17 protein-coding genes are annotated in these 17,305 nt (G+C 68.4%); 11 read left to right on the plus strand and 6 right to left on the minus strand.

Features of this window, described 5'->3' with window-relative positions; all coding sequences use genetic code 11:
- Positions 1 to 9 precede the first annotated feature (9 nt).
- The 5 genes from MRBLWH12_RS12995 to MRBLWH12_RS13015 all read right to left on the minus strand — a co-directional run bounded on the left by MRBLWH12_RS12995 (position 10) and on the right by MRBLWH12_RS13015 (position 4,956).
- The gene (locus tag MRBLWH12_RS12995) at positions 10 to 474 is read right to left on the minus strand and encodes a heat shock protein transcriptional repressor HspR (RefSeq protein WP_363549560.1); all 465 of its coding nucleotides are present in this window, start codon (positions 472 to 474) and stop codon (positions 10 to 12) included.
- A gap of 47 nt (positions 475 to 521) precedes the next feature.
- Positions 522 to 1,505: a DnaJ C-terminal domain-containing protein gene (locus MRBLWH12_RS13000; RefSeq protein ID WP_341977014.1), complete on the minus strand. Its 984-nt coding sequence runs from the start codon at positions 1,503 to 1,505 to the stop codon at positions 522 to 524.
- A 6-nt stretch (positions 1,506 to 1,511) separates the two neighbouring features.
- A complete protein-coding gene (locus MRBLWH12_RS13005) occupies positions 1,512 to 2,129 on the minus strand; it encodes a nucleotide exchange factor GrpE (protein ID WP_341977012.1) in 618 nt (205 codons plus the stop codon).
- A 2-nt stretch (positions 2,130 to 2,131) separates the two neighbouring features.
- Positions 2,132 to 3,997 (minus strand): molecular chaperone DnaK, encoded by a 1,866-nt coding sequence (gene dnaK, locus MRBLWH12_RS13010; protein ID WP_363549565.1) that lies wholly within the window; start codon positions 3,995 to 3,997, stop codon positions 2,132 to 2,134.
- 128 nt (positions 3,998 to 4,125) lie between these two features.
- Positions 4,126 to 4,956, minus strand: a complete 831-nt coding sequence (locus MRBLWH12_RS13015) for an alpha/beta fold hydrolase (protein WP_363549567.1) — start codon at positions 4,954 to 4,956, stop codon at positions 4,126 to 4,128.
- A gap of 143 nt (positions 4,957 to 5,099) precedes the next feature.
- Here MRBLWH12_RS13015 and MRBLWH12_RS13020 point away from each other — a divergent pair, with 143 nt between their 5' ends.
- Positions 5,100 to 5,684 (plus strand): dihydrofolate reductase family protein, encoded by a 585-nt coding sequence (locus MRBLWH12_RS13020; RefSeq protein ID WP_363549570.1) that lies wholly within the window; start codon positions 5,100 to 5,102, stop codon positions 5,682 to 5,684.
- Between the two features lie 99 nt (positions 5,685 to 5,783).
- Here MRBLWH12_RS13020 and MRBLWH12_RS13025 read toward each other — a convergent pair whose 3' ends face one another.
- Positions 5,784 to 7,082 carry an HNH endonuclease signature motif containing protein gene (locus tag MRBLWH12_RS13025; protein ID WP_363549573.1) on the minus strand — a complete coding sequence of 433 codons (1,299 nt, stop codon included), beginning with the start codon at positions 7,080 to 7,082 and terminating at the stop codon, positions 5,784 to 5,786.
- 173 nt (positions 7,083 to 7,255) lie between these two features.
- On the opposite strand from MRBLWH12_RS13025, the gene MRBLWH12_RS13030 reads away from it, so the two are divergent.
- The 10 genes from MRBLWH12_RS13030 (at position 7,256) to cobA (ending at position 17,298) form a co-directional block, all read left to right on the plus strand.
- Positions 7,256 to 7,873: an HAD-IA family hydrolase gene (locus MRBLWH12_RS13030; protein ID WP_363549576.1), complete on the plus strand. Its 618-nt coding sequence runs from the start codon at positions 7,256 to 7,258 to the stop codon at positions 7,871 to 7,873.
- A gap of 9 nt (positions 7,874 to 7,882) precedes the next feature.
- The gene (locus MRBLWH12_RS13035; RefSeq protein WP_363549579.1) at positions 7,883 to 8,572 is read left to right on the plus strand and encodes a sirohydrochlorin chelatase; all 690 of its coding nucleotides are present in this window, start codon (positions 7,883 to 7,885) and stop codon (positions 8,570 to 8,572) included.
- A gap of 241 nt (positions 8,573 to 8,813) precedes the next feature.
- Positions 8,814 to 10,532, plus strand: coding sequence for a nitrite/sulfite reductase (locus MRBLWH12_RS13040; protein WP_363549582.1), 1,719 nt, complete (start codon positions 8,814 to 8,816; stop codon positions 10,530 to 10,532).
- On the plus strand, positions 10,529 to 11,269 hold the full coding sequence (locus MRBLWH12_RS13045; RefSeq protein WP_363549584.1) for a phosphoadenylyl-sulfate reductase: 741 nt from the start codon (positions 10,529 to 10,531) through the stop codon (positions 11,267 to 11,269). The genes MRBLWH12_RS13040 and MRBLWH12_RS13045 overlap by 4 nt, the downstream gene beginning before the upstream one ends.
- Positions 11,266 to 12,171 carry a sulfate adenylyltransferase subunit CysD gene (gene cysD, locus MRBLWH12_RS13050; RefSeq protein WP_363549587.1) on the plus strand — a complete coding sequence of 302 codons (906 nt, stop codon included), beginning with the start codon at positions 11,266 to 11,268 and terminating at the stop codon, positions 12,169 to 12,171. The genes MRBLWH12_RS13045 and cysD overlap by 4 nt, the downstream gene beginning before the upstream one ends.
- Positions 12,171 to 13,523 (plus strand): sulfate adenylyltransferase subunit 1, encoded by a 1,353-nt coding sequence (locus tag MRBLWH12_RS13055; protein WP_341976990.1) that lies wholly within the window; start codon positions 12,171 to 12,173, stop codon positions 13,521 to 13,523. Before cysD ends, MRBLWH12_RS13055 begins: the two co-directional genes overlap by 1 nt.
- Positions 13,524 to 13,570: 47 nt before the next feature.
- Complete coding sequence (locus tag MRBLWH12_RS13060) at positions 13,571 to 14,644, plus strand: ABC transporter substrate-binding protein (RefSeq protein WP_341976988.1); 1,074 nt, start codon at positions 13,571 to 13,573, stop codon at positions 14,642 to 14,644.
- Positions 14,644 to 15,483 (plus strand): ABC transporter ATP-binding protein, encoded by an 840-nt coding sequence (locus MRBLWH12_RS13065; RefSeq protein ID WP_341976986.1) that lies wholly within the window; start codon positions 14,644 to 14,646, stop codon positions 15,481 to 15,483. Before MRBLWH12_RS13060 ends, MRBLWH12_RS13065 begins: the two co-directional genes overlap by 1 nt.
- Positions 15,473 to 16,390, plus strand: a complete 918-nt coding sequence (locus MRBLWH12_RS13070) for an ABC transporter permease (RefSeq protein WP_341976984.1) — start codon at positions 15,473 to 15,475, stop codon at positions 16,388 to 16,390. Before MRBLWH12_RS13065 ends, MRBLWH12_RS13070 begins: the two co-directional genes overlap by 11 nt.
- Entirely contained in the window at positions 16,387 to 17,298 is a 912-nt protein-coding gene (gene cobA / locus MRBLWH12_RS13075; protein WP_363549592.1) for a uroporphyrinogen-III C-methyltransferase, read from the plus strand. The genes MRBLWH12_RS13070 and cobA overlap by 4 nt, the downstream gene beginning before the upstream one ends.
- Positions 17,299 to 17,305: the final 7 nt, after the last annotated feature.

Here is a 17,305-nt window from a genome sequence, read left to right on the forward strand (position 1 = left end):
GTCGCCACACTATCGCGCCCGCTCATCTCCGTCGCTCTCGTCGGCGTTGCGTTGTGCGCGCGGACTCCACAGCATCACCTCGGTGGAACGACGGATGCGGCGGCCGCCGAGCATCGGTGTGACGCCGGCCGATCCTGCAGCGAACACGCGCATGCCCGGACGGTTCTCGCGCTCGGTGCGGAGCGCGTTCTCGAGCTCGGCGACGCGGCGACGCAGCATCCGATTCTCGTTCTCCAGGGCGAGCACCCGCGCGATCGCGGGAAGGCTCATGCCCTCTGAGGAGAGCTGCGCGACCTCTCGCAGCTGTTCGAGGTTGCGCGTCGAGTAGCGGCGGGAGCCGCCGGAGGTGCGGCCGGGGACGACCAGGCCGATGCGGTCGTACTGCCGCAGCGTCTGCGGGTGCATGCCCGCGAGCTCGGCCGCGACGGCGATCGCGAACACCGGGGTGTCGGCATCCATGCGCCGTTCAGCCATGATCCCTCACCTCTGCCCCCGGTGTTCCGTCGTCGCCGTCGCGATGTTCATCGTCGCGCCTTGGCCATCATCTCGGTGCGCGGGTTCTCCTTGGGCTCGGCCTCCTGGAAGGCGAGCAGCGCCTCGCGAGCGGCCTCATCGAGGTGCGTCGGCACCGCGACCTGCAGCTCGGCGAGCAGGTCGCCCGTGCCCTTCGTCGTCGCCACGCCGCGGCCCTTGACGCGCAGCACCCGCCCGGAGGGGGTGCCAGGCGCGACGCGCAGCTTCACGACGTCGCCGCCGAGCGTGGGGACCTCGATGGTGGCGCCGAGCGCAGCCTCGGTGAAGGTCACCGGCACCGTGATGCGGAGGTTGAGCCCGTCGCGCGTGAACACCGGATGCGGTCGCACGGCGATCTGCACGACGATGTCGCCGTTCTCTCCGCCGTCCGGCGATGGCCGGCCTCGACCGCGCAGCCGGATCTTCTGACCGTCGGCGACGCCGGCCGGGATCTTGACCTTGAACGGCTTGCCGTCCTCACCCTGCAGGCTGATCGTCTCGCCCTGGACCGCGGTCGCGAAGTCCAGGGTGGTCCGTGCGGTGACGTCGGCGCCGCGCTGCGGACCGCCGTAACCGCGGAAGCCGCCCGAGGTCTGCCCGAACCGCCCGTTTCCGAAGGAGGCGCCCTGGCCCTGGTTGAACATCGCGAAGATGTCCTCGAAGTCGGCCGACTGGCCGCGCCCCTGCTGACCGAACCGGCTGAACACGTCCTCGAAGCCGCCGGCGCCGGCGCCGCCTGCGGTGAAGCGGGCGCCGGAGCCCATCGCGCGGATCTCGTCGTACTCCTTGCGCTGCTCAGGATCGGAGAGCACCGAGTACGCTTCGCTGATCTCCTTGAACGTCGCCTCGGCCTTCGCATCCCCCTGATTGGAATCCGGGTGATACTTGCGCGCGAGCTTGCGATACGCCTTCTTCAGTTCGGCCTCAGTGACCTCTTTCGAGACCCCGAGGGTCTTGTAGAAGTCCTTGTCGAACCAGTCCTGGCTAGCCATCGGCGCCTACTCGGCCGGCACCGCGACGACGACCTTCGCCGGGCGCAGCTCGACGTCACCGAGACGGTAGCCCACCTCGACGACCTCGAGCACCGTGGTCTTCTCGGCGCCGGGGGTCGGCTGCTGGAAGATCGCCTCGTGGCGCTGGGGGTCGAACTCCTCGCCCTTCTCGCCGTAGGAGACCATGCCCATGCGCTCGGCGACGAGGCGCACCTTCTCCGCGATCGCGAAGAAGGGCGTGCCGTCGGTGAGGTCTCCGTGCTGAGCTGCGCGATCGAGATCGTCGAGTACGGGGATGAGACCCTTGGCGGCCTCGCCCTTCGCGCGCTCGATCTCGACCTGACGCTGCTCTTCGGTGCGGCGACGGTAGTTCGCGTACTCGGCCTGCAGCCGCTTGAGGTCGTTCAGCAGGGTCGACTCGAGGTCGGCCAGCACCGCGTCCTCCGCAGCGGCTTCACCGGTCTGCTCGGCGTTCAGGATGTCGTCGACCGTGAGGTCGTCGTCAGAGCCTTCGGCGCCCATCGCTTCGGTGGAGTCCGGGTTCTGCGGCGCGGGGCCGGATGCCTGAGCATCCGACCCCTCACCGGGAACCTCGGCGTTGTCGTCGAAGTTCTTGTCCGTCATGACTACTTCTTCTCGTCCTCGTCGTCGACGACCTCTGCGTCGATGACGTCCTCGTCGGAGGAGGTGTCATCGGCCGCGGGGGCCTCGCCGTCGGCGGGGGCGCCGGCTGCGGCGTCCGCCTGCGACTGGGCGTAGATGGCTTCGCCGAGCTTGGTCTGCGACTCGTTGAGCTTGTCGAACGCCGTCTTGACCGCGTCGTCGTCCTCGCCGGCAAGCGCCGTCTTGAGGGCGTCGACGTCAGCCTGGACCGACTCCTTGACGTCAGCGGGAAGCTTGTCGTCGTTGTCCTTGATCAGCTTGTCGATCGAGTACGCGAGAGTCTCGGCCTGGTTGCGGACCTCGGCGGCCTCACGGCGCTTCTTGTCGTCGGCCGCGTTCTCCTCGGCTTCGCGCACCATGCGCTCGATGTCGTCCTTCGACAGCGACGAGCCGCCGGTGATCGTCATCGACTGCTCCTTGCCGGTGCCCTTGTCCTTGGCGGACACGTGCACGATGCCGTTCGCGTCGATGTCGAAGGTGACCTCGACCTGCGGTATGCCACGGGGAGCCGGGGCGATGCCGGTGAGCTCGAAGGTGCCCAGCGGCTTGTTGTCGCGGGTGAAGTCGCGCTCGCCCTGGAAGACCTGGATCGCCACGGACGGCTGGTTGTCGTCTGCGGTGGTGAAGGTCTCGCTGCGCTTGGTCGGGATGGCCGTGTTGCGCTCGATGAGCTTGGTCATCATACCGCCCTTGGTCTCGATACCGAGGCTCAGGGGGGTGACGTCGATGAGCAGCACGTCCTTGCGCTCACCCTTGAGGACACCGGCCTGCAGGGCGGCGCCGACGGCGACGACCTCATCCGGGTTGACACCCTTGTTCGCTTCCTTGCCGGTCTCGCGCTTGACGAGTTCGGCGACGGCGGGCATGCGGGTCGATCCACCGACGAGCACGATGTGGTCGATGTCGGCGACCTTGATGCCTGCTTCGCGGATGACATCCTCGAACGGCTTCTTGGTGCGGTCGAGCAGGTCCTTGGTGAGGTCCTCGAACTTCGCGCGGGTGATGGTCTCACTGAGGGAGACCGGGCCCGAGTCGGTGAGCGAGAGGTACGGGAGGTTGATCGAGGTGCTGGTCGAGGAGGAGAGCTCCTTCTTCGCCTGCTCCGCGGCCTCCTTCAGACGCTGCAGGGCGATCTTGTCGCCCGAGACGTCGACACCCGAGGTGTCCTTGAACTGCTTGATCAGGTAGTCGACGAGACGCTGGTCCCAGTCGTCGCCACCGAGGCGGTTGTCACCGGCGGTCGAGCGCACCTGGATCGTGGAGAAGTCGTCGTCCTTGCCCACCTCGAGGAGGGAGACGTCGAACGTTCCGCCACCGAGGTCGAAGACCAGGATGAGCTCGTCTTCCTTGCCCTTGTCGAGGCCGTAGGCGAGTGCCGCGGCGGTGGGCTCGTTGATGATGCGGAGCACGTTGAGACCGGAGATCTCACCGGCCTCCTTGGTGGCCTGACGCTCGGCGTCGTTGAAGTATGCGGGAACGGTGATGACGGCATCCGTCACCGTGTCGCCCAGGTAGGACTCGGCGTCGCGCTTCAGCTTCATGAGGATACGCGCGGAGATCTCCTGCGGCGTCCACTTCTTGCCGTCGATCTCGACGGTCCAGTCGGTGCCCATGTGGCGCTTGACGCTCGCCTGGGTGCGGTCGACGTTGGTGACGGCCTGGCGCTTCGCGGTCTCACCGACCAGCACCTCCCCGTCCTTCGTGTAGGCGACCACCGACGGGGTCGTGCGGAAGCCCTCGGCATTGGCGATGACCTTCGGCTCGCCACCCTCGAGGACGCTGACGACGGAGTTCGTCGTACCGAGGTCGATTCCAACAGCACGTGCCATGTGTTTCTCCTTTGTTGCTGAGGTTGTGTGGTTCGGAAATCTGCGGCGGCTCAGCAAACCTGAGTCGCGATGACTCAACCGTACTCGCACACTCGATGCGTGTCAAAACAAAGTTGATATGATGCGGCTCAAGTTTGCTGGGAATCGACCCAGTGGCCGAGTTCGGCGCCCAATTGAGCAGGCGCATCGAGCTGGATGAGATGACCCGCTCGCTCGACGACCGTCAACGTCGATCCTGGGATCATCGAGTTCAGCCGGTGCGCCCGATCCACGGGAATCCAGGTGTCATCCGCGCCCCAGATGATGTGAACCGGTTCGTCGATCGTCGAGTACAAGGGCTCCATCTCCGTCGTGTACCGCTCATCTGCCTGCGCGATCTGCCGGTAGAACGCCGGCTGTCCGAGGACGCCCGTCCACGGATCGACGAGCATTGCGAGATCGTCGTCGCGAATGCCGCGGTGACTCGCTCCTCGCACATAGGCCTCGACGGCACCCTGATGCACCGCGGCGGGCAGTCTCGTGAAGACGTCTGAGTGCTGCTGCACGAGGGTGAAGAAGGGCGAGCCCCATGGGCTCAGTGCGACGACGTCGACGAGACAGAGCGATCGGTAGCGCGCGCCGTGCAGCAGTCGTGCGCGCAGCGCAACGGCTCCGCCGAAGTCATGCGCGATGATGTGCGGGCGATCGAGGCCCCATTCGTCGAGCAGACCCGCGAACAGTTCGCCCTGAACTCCGAGGTCGACGTCGTGGCCGGGGTCCTTCGAGGACTGGCCGTATCCGGGCATGTCCCAGACGTGCACCGTGTACCGCACCGACAAGGCGTCCGCGATCGGCCGCCAGAGGGCCGAGGACCACGGCGTTCCGTGCAGAAAGACGACGTCGGGCCCCGAGCCCCAGCTGTCGTACGCCACCTCGCGGCCCCGCCAATGGAACGTCTTCGTCAATCGTCGCGTCGCCATCACTTCATCCTTGCCGAGACCGCCGACATGGCGAGATCCGGGATACTCGGAAAAGATTGAGGGCATTGTCGATCCACGGCGTCGCCGTTCGACGTCTGTATGAAGGCCGCGCATTCGCGGGGCCGCGACAAGGAGATAAGCAGATGACTCGTGAATTGGTCTACACCGGATTCATCACCCTCGACGGCGTCGTCGACTCCCCCGGCGGCACCGCTGAGGGCCACCCTGGCGGCGGCTGGGTCTTCGACACCGACTTCGTGCCAGAGGCGTTCGCGCTCAAGGGCGAGGAGCTCGCCGAGACGAGCGCCCTGCTTTTCGGCCGCCGCAGCTACGAGGCGTTCTCGGCCTTCTGGCCCGGGTCAGAGGACCACGCCGACTATCGCGATCTGCCGAAGTACGTGGCGTCGTCGACGCTGAGCGAGGACGCGATCGTCGACAACTGGGGCCCGACGACGATCCTCCGTAGCACCCAGGACATCGCCGACCTCAAGCAGACGGAAGGCGGCGCCATCTTCATCCACGGCAGCGCCGACCTGGCGCTCCACCTCGGCGAGGCAGGGCTGATCGACCGCTACAACCTGCTCATGTTCCCGTACCTCCTCCCCGGAGGTAAGACCATCTTCGGAGCGGGCGGTGCCGACCGTCGCGCGCTTTCCCTGCGCGAATCGGAGTCGTACTCCAACGGAGTCCTCAAGCTCGTCTACGACGTGAAGCCGGCGCGCGGCTGAGAGACGGCCTCGGCGCCTGGGTGACCGGATGAGGCTCGGGCGTCGGGCGGCATGCCGCCCGGTTCTATCGCCCCGCCGGTCTCGCTCCCGACCCCATCCCTAAAACGGTGGTGGGGTGTCGTCTTGGGTGAAGGTGACGGTGTTCTGGGGTGGGGGTCGGTCGAGGTAGACCTTGCCGGTGGGGCTGGTCCAGGCGTAGACCCCGGTGTCGAGTTGTTCGATGTGCCACGGGGAGTGGTGTTTGAGGACGTGGTGTCGGCGGCACAGGTCGCCGAGATTGTTCACGGTGGTCGCGCCGCCGAGGGCGGCGTCTTGATGGTGGTCGATGTCGCAGTCTCGGGTGGGGAGTCCGCAGGTCGGGAATCGGCAGCGTTGATCGCGTGCTTTCAGGTGTCGTTTGAGGTGCGCACTGGGCCGGTAGCGGTCGACGGCGAGGAGGTTCCCGGTGATCGGGTGGGTGAGGATGCGATCCCACCCGGATGCCGCCCCGGCAAGTTCTTTCGCGGTGGCGGTGTCGATCGGGATCCGCCCGTCCAACTCGGCCGGGGTGGTCCCGGTGCCGATCAGTGTCGTGACGGGGACGGTCACGGATACGTGCGCGGTGATGGTGGCGAGGAGCCCGTCGGGGGTGTCGTGACCTGCGGGTGTCCCGGTGAGCAGCAGGTCAAGGGCGAGGTCGCAACGGAGTTGATCGATCGTGCGCGGATCGGCGGCACCCGCATTGTTTCCGACGCCCTCACCGTCGCCGCCGGGAGCACCTTGCACGTCTTTGGCCATGCCGGTGAGCCGGTCGAACGCGCCGTGCACGAGAGCGGCCGGACCAACCAGCCCGAACTCCGCCTGCCCGTCCGCCCGGTCTTTCATCCACGCGCCGCGCCGGTCGCGGGCATCCTGGTGGCGCTCATCGATCGATCGCGGTTGGAATCGTTCCGCGACCCGGCGGGCCATCCGGGCCACCCGGTTCGGGGACTCCGTGTCCGCGAACCCGATCATCTGCTCCGCATACGCATCCCGATCGGCGGCATCGTCCAGGTGCGCACCGGCATCGACGATCACTCGGGCGTGTGAGGCGCTGATCCGCCCGGCGCCCTGCGCCTGCCACACCGACGGGAACTGCTCCACCAGAAACGAGGCTTCCGTCATCCGTCGTTGCACCGTCCGGTCACTGACCCGCAGCGCGGCACCCATCTCCGCTGCGACCGCCCGCAACGCCATGTCCCCGAAATCCTCATGCCCGCCCTGCTGAGCGACGTCGAGCGCGAACCGGGACCCGAGAGCGAGAAGACCATCCCGCGCGGCCTGCAACGAACTGATCGTGCGCTCGATCTCCACGACAGAGTCAGTGAGCGCGCCCAGCGTCGCCACCTGCTCCACTGTCGCATCCATCAACGCCGTCATAACCCCAGTACACCAGGGGCCACCGACATTCCAACCCCAGATCAGGGGTCATAACCGCCCCGAGAATCACACCTGGATAACGACTCGGCACCGGGTGTCATCGGCAACGAAATGAGCACTCCGTTTCACTGAGCCACGCTCGCTCAACGAGCGGCGAGAGGCAAGATGGACCCATGATCCGCGCCGTACTCTTCGACCTCGATGGCGTCGTCCGCCACTTCGATCACGACCCGGACCTCGAGAACAGGCATGGCTTGGAGCAGGGCCTGCTCGCTCAGATCGCCTTCGCTTCTCCCCTCATAGACGAAGTCACGACGGGGCGCATCACGCGCGCCGAATGGATCGCACGCATCGGCGCACGCACCAGTACATCTGCCGCCGAGGAATGGGGGCGAACCCCGTTCCGAGTCGACGCCGAGATGACCGAACTGGCGGACGAACTCCGCGCTGCCGGCGTGATCTGCGCCATCCTCACCAATGGCACCGACACGATCGACGCCGAGGCGGCGCAGAGCGGCTTGACCACGCATTTCGACCGGATCTTCAACTCCGCCGACATCGGCCACGCCAAGCCAGACCGCCGCGCGTTCGTGCACGTGATGGAGTCTCTGCACTTATCGGCCGAAAGGATCTTCTTCACCGACGACTCCCCCGCGAAGCTTGTCGGCGCCAATGAGCTCGGAATCAAAACGCACGCCTTCACCGACGTCCATACTCTGCGCGTCGCCCTCCACGCCGCGGGCCTACCCATCCCCCACCCCGGAAACACCGCCGTCACACGCACCGCTTAGGCTGACCGCATGCCCCGCCCCACCCTGCTCGCCGTCTCTCACGGGACGTCGGATGCCGAAGGCGCACGCACGATCGCCGAGCTCGTCGACCGCGTCGCCGATGCGCTGCCCGACGTGGCCGTCAGAGCCGCCTTCGTCGACGTGCAGCAACCCGACGCCAAGGACGCGGTACCCGCGATCGAAGGACCGGTCGTCATCGTGCCCCTCCTGCTGTCGAGCGGATTCCACGTGCACCACGACCTGCACGGCATCGCCGGCAAGCGAGCGGATGCCGTCGTCGCCGACCCGATGGGGCCAGACCCCCGCCTCGCCGAAGTTCTCGCTGAGCGGCTCGCTGCGCACCTGCCCCCGGCATCCGACGGCCCCGTCATCCTCGCCGTCGCGGGCTCCCGCGATCCGCGCTCGCTGACGGATGCCGAGGGCATGGCCGCTCTGCTGCAGCAGCACCTCGGGCGAGCCGTCGAACTCGCGTATCTCGCCGCGCGCCAACCCGACCTGCCGACGGCGCTCGAGAACTACCCGGACGCGGTCGTGTCGATCTACCTGCTCGCGCGCGGCTATTTCTTCGACCTTGCCGAGCGTCAAGCCCCCGGTCGCACGATCACACTCCCCCTCCTCGACGGCGGCCCCGTTCCCCAGGCCCTGATCGACCTCGTCGTGGCCCGCTACGTCGACGCCGAAGCGCGTCTCGACGACTGACTCCCGCCCGTTCCGGTCGCAGTTCGTGTGGCTCCGGACGCCGAGAAGCGGCACAAAGTGAGACCGGAACACCCGCGACCCCGCAGCCGAAGCACATGACAACGCTTCAGCACCAGTGTTCGGCGTCATATTTCGCGCTGCATGACGCCATGTGACGTTGCTTGACGCACTGAGTCACCCCCTGTTAATGAACAAGGTCCAACTCCTTAGGTTGAGAGACAGCCATCCAGGGAGCAGACCCATGACCATCGAGCAGCCGACGCCAGTCCGCGGTGCCCGCACGCGCACTGCCCGCGTACCAACGAAGCCGCACGGGCAGTGGCTCGTCGACGGCACCGAGCCCCTCAACGCGAACGAGCAGTTCAAGCTCGACGACAACGGGCTCAACGTGCGCGAGCGCATCGAGAACGAATACGCCAAGGGCGGCTTCGCGTCGATCGATCCGACCGACCTGCACGGACGCTTCCGCTGGTGGGGCCTCTACACGCAGCGCAAGCCCGGGATCGACGGCGGCCGCACCGCGCAGCTCGAGCCGCACGAGCTCGAGGACGAGTACTTCATGCTGCGGGTCCGCATCGACGGCGGCCAGCTCACCACCGAGCAGCTCCGCGTGATCGGCGAGATCTCCACCGAGTTCGCCCGCGACAGCGCCGACATGACCGACCGCCAGAACGTGCAGCTGCACTGGATCCGTGTCGAGGATGTGCCCGAGATCTGGCGCCGTCTCGAGGGGATCGGCCTGAGCACCACCGAGGCCTGCGGCGACGTGCCCCGCGTCATCCTCGGCTCCCCGGTCGCCGGCATCGCGGCCGACGAGATCATCGACCCGACCCCGCAGATCCATGAGATCGCCGAGCGCTTCATCGGCGACCCGACGCTTGCGAACCTCCCCCGCAAGTACAAGACCGCGATCACCGGCCACCCCAGCCAGGACGTCGTCCACGAGATCAACGACTGCGCCTTCGTCGCCGTCGTGCATCCCGAGCTCGGCATCGGCTATGACCTGTGGGTCGGCGGCGCCCTCTCGGTGGTCCCGCGTCTCGGCGAGCGCCTCGGCGCCTTCGTCGCCCCCGAGCGGGTCGCCGAGGTCTGGCACGGCATCACCCAGATCTTCCGCGACTACGGCTACCGGCGCCTCCGCAACAAGGCCCGCCTGAAGTTCCTCCTCGCCGATTGGGGCACCGAGAAGTTCCGCGAGGTGCTCGAGACCGAGTACCTCGAGAGCCCTCTCCCCGACGGACCGGCCGCGCCCAAGCCGACCAGCATCGGCGACCACGTCGGCGTGCACGCGCAGAAGGACGGCCGCTTCTTCGTCGGCGCCGCTCCCCTCGTCGGCCGCGTCTCCGGCACCACGCTCACCGCACTCGCCGACCTCGCCGAGGCGCACGGCTCGCAGCGGGTTCGCACCACGCCGTACCAGAAGCTCATCGTCCTCGACATCCCCGAAGAGAACGTCGAAAGCCTCGTGAAGGGCCTCGACGAAATCGGACTGTCAGCCCGGCCCAGCCTGTTCCGCCGCGGCACCATCGCCTGCACCGGCATCGAGTACTGCAAGCTCGCGATCGTCGAGACCAAGGCGAACGCCGCCCAGGCCATCCTCCAACTCGAAGAGCGCCTCGGAGCCCTCGAGCCCGAGATCGGCCGCCCGATCACCCTGCACGTGAACGGATGCCCGAACTCCTGCGCCCGCATCCAGACGGCCGACATCGGCCTGAAGGGCCAGCTCGTCCTGATCGACGGCGAGCAGGTGCCCGGCTATCAGGTGCACCTCGGCGGCGGTCTCGCCGGCGTCGACCGCGAAGAAGCCGGTCTCGGCCGCACCGTGCGCGGCTTGAAGGTCGCGGCCGACGGCATCGCCGACTACGCCGAGCGGGTCATCCGCCGCTATCTCGCCGACCGCGAGAACGCGGAGAGCTTCGCGCAGTGGGCGCACCGAGCGGACGAGGAGGCCCTGCAGTGAGCACCCTCGTCGACATCCGTCCTGCACGCCGCTCCACCGAAGAGCTCAAGGCCCTCGCCGAGCGCGGCGCGATCGAGCTGCGCAGCCGCGCGGCCGATGAGGCGAGCCCTGCCGAGGTCGTCGCGTGGGTGGCCGAGAACTTCGCCGTCGCGCAGGCTGCCGTCGCGTGCTCGATGGCGGATGCCGCGCTGCCGCACCTCGTCGCGCAGAGCCTGCCGGGCGTCGACGTTCTCTTCCTCGAGACCGGCTACCACTTCGCCGAGACCACGTTCACGCGCAACGACGTCGCCGCCGCGCTCGACGTGCGCATCGTCGATGTGAAGCCCGAGCAGACGGTGCGCGAGCAGGATGCCGAGTTCGGCGCCGAACTGTTCGCCCGCGACCCCGGCCTGTGCTGCGCACGCCGCAAGGTCGAGCCGCTGCAGCGGGCGCTCGGCGGCTACGAGCTGTGGTTCACCGGCGTGCGCCGCGAAGAGGGCCCGACCCGCGCCGACACTCCACTGATCGTCTGGGACGAGCGCAACGGACTGGTCAAGGTCAACCCGGTCGCCGCCTGGAGCTTCGACGACCTCATCGACTACGCCACCGTGCACGAAGTGCCGGTGAACCCCCTCGTCGCGAACGGCTACCCCTCCATCGGCTGCGCGCCGTGCACGAAGGCGGTCGCCCCCGGCGAGGATCCGCGATCCGGCCGCTGGGCGGGACTCTCGAAGACAGAATGCGGGCTGCACCTATGAGCACCATCACGTCGCTGAGCACCCTCGACCTGCTCGAGGCCGAGGCGATCCACATCATCCGCGAGGTCGTCGCCGAATTCGAGCGGCCCGTGCTACTGTTCTCCGGCGGCAAGGACTCCGTCGTCGTGCTTCACCTCGCTGCCAAGGCATTCGCACCGGGCAAGGTGCCTTTCCCGGTGCTGCACGTCGACACCGGCCACAACTTCCCCGAGGTCATCGCGTTCCGCGATGAGACCGTCGCACGTCTGGGCATCCGGCTCGAAGTCGCCAACGTCCAGGACTACATCGATGACGGCCGCCTCGCCGAGCGACCGGACGGCACCCGCAACACCCTGCAGACGCAGCCCCTGCTCGACGCGATCGCCGCGGGCAAGCACGACGCGGTGTTCGGCGGCGCACGACGCGACGAGGACAAGGCGCGCGCCAAAGAGCGCATCATCTCGCTGCGCGACGAGTTCGGGCAGTGGGATCCGCGCAATCAGCGCCCCGAACTGTGGAGCCTGTACAACGGCCGCCATCTCCCCGGGCAGCACGTGCGCGCGTTCCCGATCTCGAACTGGACCGAGCTCGACATCTGGAGCTACATCGCCCGCGAGGACATCGCCCTGCCTCCGCTGTACTACGCGCACGAGCGCGAGGTGTTCCGTCGCGACGGCATGTGGTGGGCGGTCGGCGAGTTCTCGCAGCCGCGGGCAGACGAGCAGACCGAACGCCGGGTCGTGCGCTACCGCACGGTCGGCGACTCGAGCTGCACGGGCGCGGTCGAATCGGATGCTGTGGACACGGCATCCGTCGTCGCCGAGGTCGCCCGCTCGACGCTGACCGAACGCGGCGCCACCAGGGCGGATGACCGCATCAGCGAAGCCGCCATGGAAGATCGCAAGAAGGACGGGTACTTCTGATGACCGAGACCTCGATTCTCGACGCACCAGGCGAGGCGTCCGCCCTGCTCACCGACGGCTCCACGCTGTTCCGCTTCGCGACCGCCGGCTCCGTCGACGACGGCAAGTCGACGCTCGTCGGCCGACTGCTGCACGATGCGAAGGCGATCCTCGCCGATCAGCTCGAGCAGGTCGCCGCGACCTCCCGCGACCGGGGCTTCGCCCATGGCGACTTCGACTTCGCGCTGCTCACCGACGGACTCCGTGCCGAGCGCGAGCAGGGCATCACGATCGACGTCGCCTACCGCTACTTCGCCACCGGCCGCCGCAGCTTCATCCTCGCGGACTGCCCCGGCCACGTGCAGTACACCCGCAACATGGTCACCGGCGCTGCGACCGCCGACGCGGTGATCGTGCTCGTCGACGCACGCAAGGGAATCGTCGAACAGACCAGGCGCCACCTCGCCGTGGTGTCGCTGCTGCGCGTCGCACACGTGATCATCGCGGTGAACAAGATCGACCTGATCGACTTCGACGAGGCACGATACGACGAGATCGAACGCGAAGCGGGTCGCGTCGCGACAGAGCTCGGTCTCTCCGGCATCCGGGTGCTGCCCGTCTCGGCGCTGGAGGGCGACAACATCGTCGACCGTTCCTCGCGCACCCCCTGGTACGACGGCCTCACCCTGCTGGAGCTGCTGGAGACGCTCCCCAGCCAGCAGGAGACGGTCTCGCACGCCGCCGAGTTCCGGCTGCCGGTGCAGCTGGTGCTGCGGCCGCAGGGCGGCCTGTCGCCGACGATCCCCGCCGAGCAGGCCGAGCAGTATCGCGACTTCCGCGGCTTCGCCGGCCGGATCAGCTCCGGCACGGTCCGCATCGGCGATCGCGTCGAGGTGCTCCCCGGGCGACTCGCGACCACGGTCACCGGCATCCATGTCGCCGGCGACGAGACGGATGCCGCGACGACCTCGCAGTCGGTGACACTGACGCTCGCCGACGACGTGGACGCCGCGCGCGGCGCCCTCATCGTCGGAGCCGGCACGGCACCGACCGGGCAGAAGGAAGCCGTGGTCGAGCTGTTCCAGCTCGACCCGCGCGCCGTCACCACCGGTACCCGGGTGCTCGTCAAGCACGGCACCTCCACGGTGCAGGCCGTCATCGCCGAGGTGCTCTCCCGGTACGACCTGGAGACGCTGGCGCACCACGATGCCGACGCCCTCGCCGTGAACGAGATCGGCCGAGTACGGCTCCGTCTCGCATCCGAGCTGCCGCTGGAGCCCTATGCACGGGGCCGCGAGGGCGGCGCTCTGCTGCTCATCCACCCCGCCGACGGCGCGACCCTCGCTGCGGCGACCGTCATCGACGCACCCTGACCTGCTCAATCCCCCACTGAAACACCCACCCTGAAGGAGGCGAAACCGTGAAGATCAACCGCACCGCAACGACACTCACCGCTCTAGGAATCACCGCAATGATGCTGGCCGGTTGTGCCTCCGCATCCGCAGACCCCGGCTCCGGCGAGGCCACGGGCGACGATCTGACCGAGGTCCGCCTCGGCTACTTCGCGAACGTGACGCACGCTCCGGCGCTGGTCGGCCTCTCGGAGGGCCTGTTCCAGGATGCTCTGGGCGACGTCGACCTGAAGACGGAGGTGTTCAACGCCGGCCCCGCGGCGATCGAGGCGCTCTCCGCCGGGGCGATCGACGCGACGTACATCGGACCGAACCCGTCGATCAACACCTTCATCCAGTCGGGCGGTGAGTCCGCACACATCATCGCCGGCGCGACGTCCGGCGGAGCGGCCCTGGTGGTCCGCGATGGCATCGATACTCCGGAAGACCTGGCGGGCAAGAACATCGCGACGCCGCAGCTCGGCAACACGCAGGATGTGGCGCTGCGCAGCTGGCTCGCCGAGGAGGGCTTCGAGACATCGACTTCGGGTGGCGGCGATGTGACCATCACGCCGACCGAGAACGCGCAGACCCTGACCCTGTTCCAGGACGGGCAGCTCGACGGCGCCTGGCTGCCGGAGCCCTGGGTCTCGCGACTGGTCGTCGAGGCCGGGGCGCACGTGCTCGTCGATGAGCAGGACCTCTGGCCTGACGGGAACTTCCCGACCACGGTGCTGCTCGTCCGCGCGGAGTTCGCCGCGGAGCACCCTGCTGTCGTCGAAGAACTGCTCGAGGGACACATCGCCGCCGTGCAGTGGCTCGATGAGAACAAGGAAGAGGCACCGACCGTCATCAACGACGCGCTCGAGGAGGCCACCGGCAAGAGGCTCGCCGACGAAGTGCTCACCAGGGCACTGGAGAACGTGACCTTCACGGTGGACCCGCATGCGGAGACCTTCGAGACGCTCGTCGAGAACGGACTGGCCGCCGGCACGCAGAAGGAGGGCTCGATCAAGGGCCTCTTCGACCTGCGCGCGCTGAACGCCCTCCTCGAGAAGGACGGCGCGGAGCCGGTCTCCGCCGCCGACCTCGGGGAGGAATGATGACTGCGCCCGCGGGGAAGACGGTGGGTGCGGAGGCGCCCGTGACCAGGCTGACGCCGAGCTTCGACAGCGTCACGCCCGTCACGGCACCGGCACCCCCCGTCGACCCCGCGGTGCGCATCTCGAACGTCACCAAGCGCTACGGATCCGGGCCGGTCGTCCTCGACGACGTCTCGCTCGACATCGCCCCTGGCGAGTTCGTCTGCCTGCTCGGCGCCTCCGGCTGCGGCAAGTCGACGCTGCTGAACCTCATCGCCGGACTCGAGCCGGTGACCTCCGGCTCGATCGGCACTCCCGCCGGCGGTGCCGCGGTGATGTTCCAGGAGTCCGCGCTGATGCCCTGGCTCACTGCGCGCCACAACGTCGAACTCGCGCTGCGCCTTCGCGGCGTCCCGCGCCGCGAGCGCCGCGAGGAGGCCGAGCGCCTGCTCGGAACCGTGAACCTGTCGGAGGCTGCGGACAAGCGCCCGCACGAACTCTCCGGCGGCATGCGGCAGCGCGTCGCCCTGGCCCGCGCCCTCGCCCAGGACCGCTCCGTGCTCCTGATGGACGAGCCCTTCGCGGCGCTCGACGCGATCACCCGCGACCTCCTGCACGAGGAGCTCGAGCGCGTCTGGCGTGCGACCGGCCGAACGATCGTGTTCGTCACCCACAACGTGCGCGAGGCTGCCCGGCTCGGCCAGCGCGTCATCCTGCTCTCCAGTCGCCCCGGCCGTGTGGCCGGCGAGTGGAAGGTCGCCTCGACCCGCGGCCGGCGCATCGAGTCGCCCGAAGTGGCGGCGCTGGCCACCGAGATCACCGCCGAGCTCCGGAAGGAGATCCGCCGCAATGCCTCCTGAAGCCGCATCCGTCGTGCAGAGCGAGGCCGCCGTTCAGACAGAGAACGACGACCTGGCCACCCTCTCCGCCGGCCTGGACCGCCTGCAGTCCGACACTGCACCGCAGAGGTCGCTCTGGCGTGAGGTGCTGAGCAAGACCCTGCCGCCGGTGGGGTTGCTGCTCGCCCTGCTCGCCGTGTGGCAGCTCTACATCGTCATCGCGAACCCGCGCCCCGACAAGGCGCCGAGCCCTGCGGCAGTCGCCGGCGCCCTCGGCGATTCCTGGGAGTCCGGCCGCCTGCAGGAGGCGGTGACCACCAGCCTCGAGCGCGGCGTCATCGGGTTCCTGATCGCGATCCTCGTCGGCACTGTGCTCGGGATGCTGCTCGCCGAGTGGAAGCTGCTCCGTCGCGCCGCCGGTCCGCTGATCTCCGGCCTCACGGTGCTTCCCTCGGTCGCCTGGGTGCCCGCGGCGATCATCTGGTTCGGGCTCAGCGATGCCACCGCATACTTCGTCATCCTGATGGGCGCCATCCCCTCGATCGTGAACGGCCTCCTCTCCGGCATCGATCAGGTGCCGCCGCAGTTGCGCCGAGTCGGCATCGTACTCGGCGCGAGCCGCTGGCAACTCGCGACCTCCGTCACTCTCCCCGCGGCTCTCCCCGGCTATTTCGCCGGCCTCAAGCAGGGCTGGGCTTTCTCCTGGCGGTCACTGATGGCGGCTGAGATCATCACCAGCGGCGGAACGATCGGCTTCGGCCTCGGCACGATGCTCAACCAGTCGCGCGAACTCGCGGATCTCGCCGGCGTGCTCGCCACGATCCTGCTCATCCTCGCGATCGGCATTCTGATCGAACTGGCACTGTTCGGCCCGATCGAGCGGCGGATGCTCCGCAACCGCGGCCTGATGCTGGGCGGTTCGCGATGACCGGCCGCGTCACTCTCGTCGGTGCCGGGCCGGGCGATGCCGGGCTGCTGACGCTGCGCGGGCTCCGCGCTCTGCAGGAGGCCGACGTCATCGTCGCCGACCGACTCGGCGCGCGCACGGTGCTGGAGCAGCTCGTGGACGAGGGCGAGCAGATCGACGCCGAGGTGATCGACGTCGGCAAGCTCCCTGGCCACCACCCGATTCCGCAGGACGGCATCAACGCCCTGCTCGTCGAGCTCGCGGTCGCCGGGAAGCGTGTCGTCCGTCTGAAGGGCGGCGATCCGTTCGTGTTCGGCCGCGGCCGCGAGGAGCAGTTGTTCTGCGAGGCCGCCGGCATCCCGGTCGACGTCGTGCCCGGCGTCACCAGCGCCGTCTCGGTGCCGGCCGTCGCCGGCATCCCACTCACCCACCGCGGCATCGCCGCATCCTTCACCGTGGTGAGCGGCCACGACCAGATCGAGCAGGTCCGCGGTGGCGGCGAACACACCGTCGTGCTGCTGATGGGCGTCGGCAGCCTCGCGCATTCCGCGCATGTGCTCGCCTCAGGACCACGTGGCGCCGACTGCCCGGTCGCGATCATCGAGGACGGGTTCGGTGATGGGCAACGGATCACCCTCGGAACACTCGGCACGATCGCGCACCTCGCAGCCGCACGACAGGTGCGCTCCCCCGCGGTAGTCGTCATCGGCGATGTGGTCCGTCTCAGCCCGGATGCGGACTTCGCGGCCCCCGAGGCTCTTCCGGTGGCCGCGGATGCTGCGCGCCCTGCTCGTTCGCGCTGGACCGATGCCCTCGACGCCGGCCTCGCGGCCGACACCGGCCTGATCCAGGCCGTCGACACGCTCGATCCGCCGTCTGATCGCCAGCCCCGTTCTTCTTCCCCCTCCCTCTTCTCGCGCACCCGTTGAGCCTGCA

It is taken from the genome of Microbacterium sp. LWH12-1.2 (assembly GCF_040675825.1).
GTDB lineage: Bacteria > Actinomycetota > Actinomycetes > Actinomycetales > Microbacteriaceae > Microbacterium.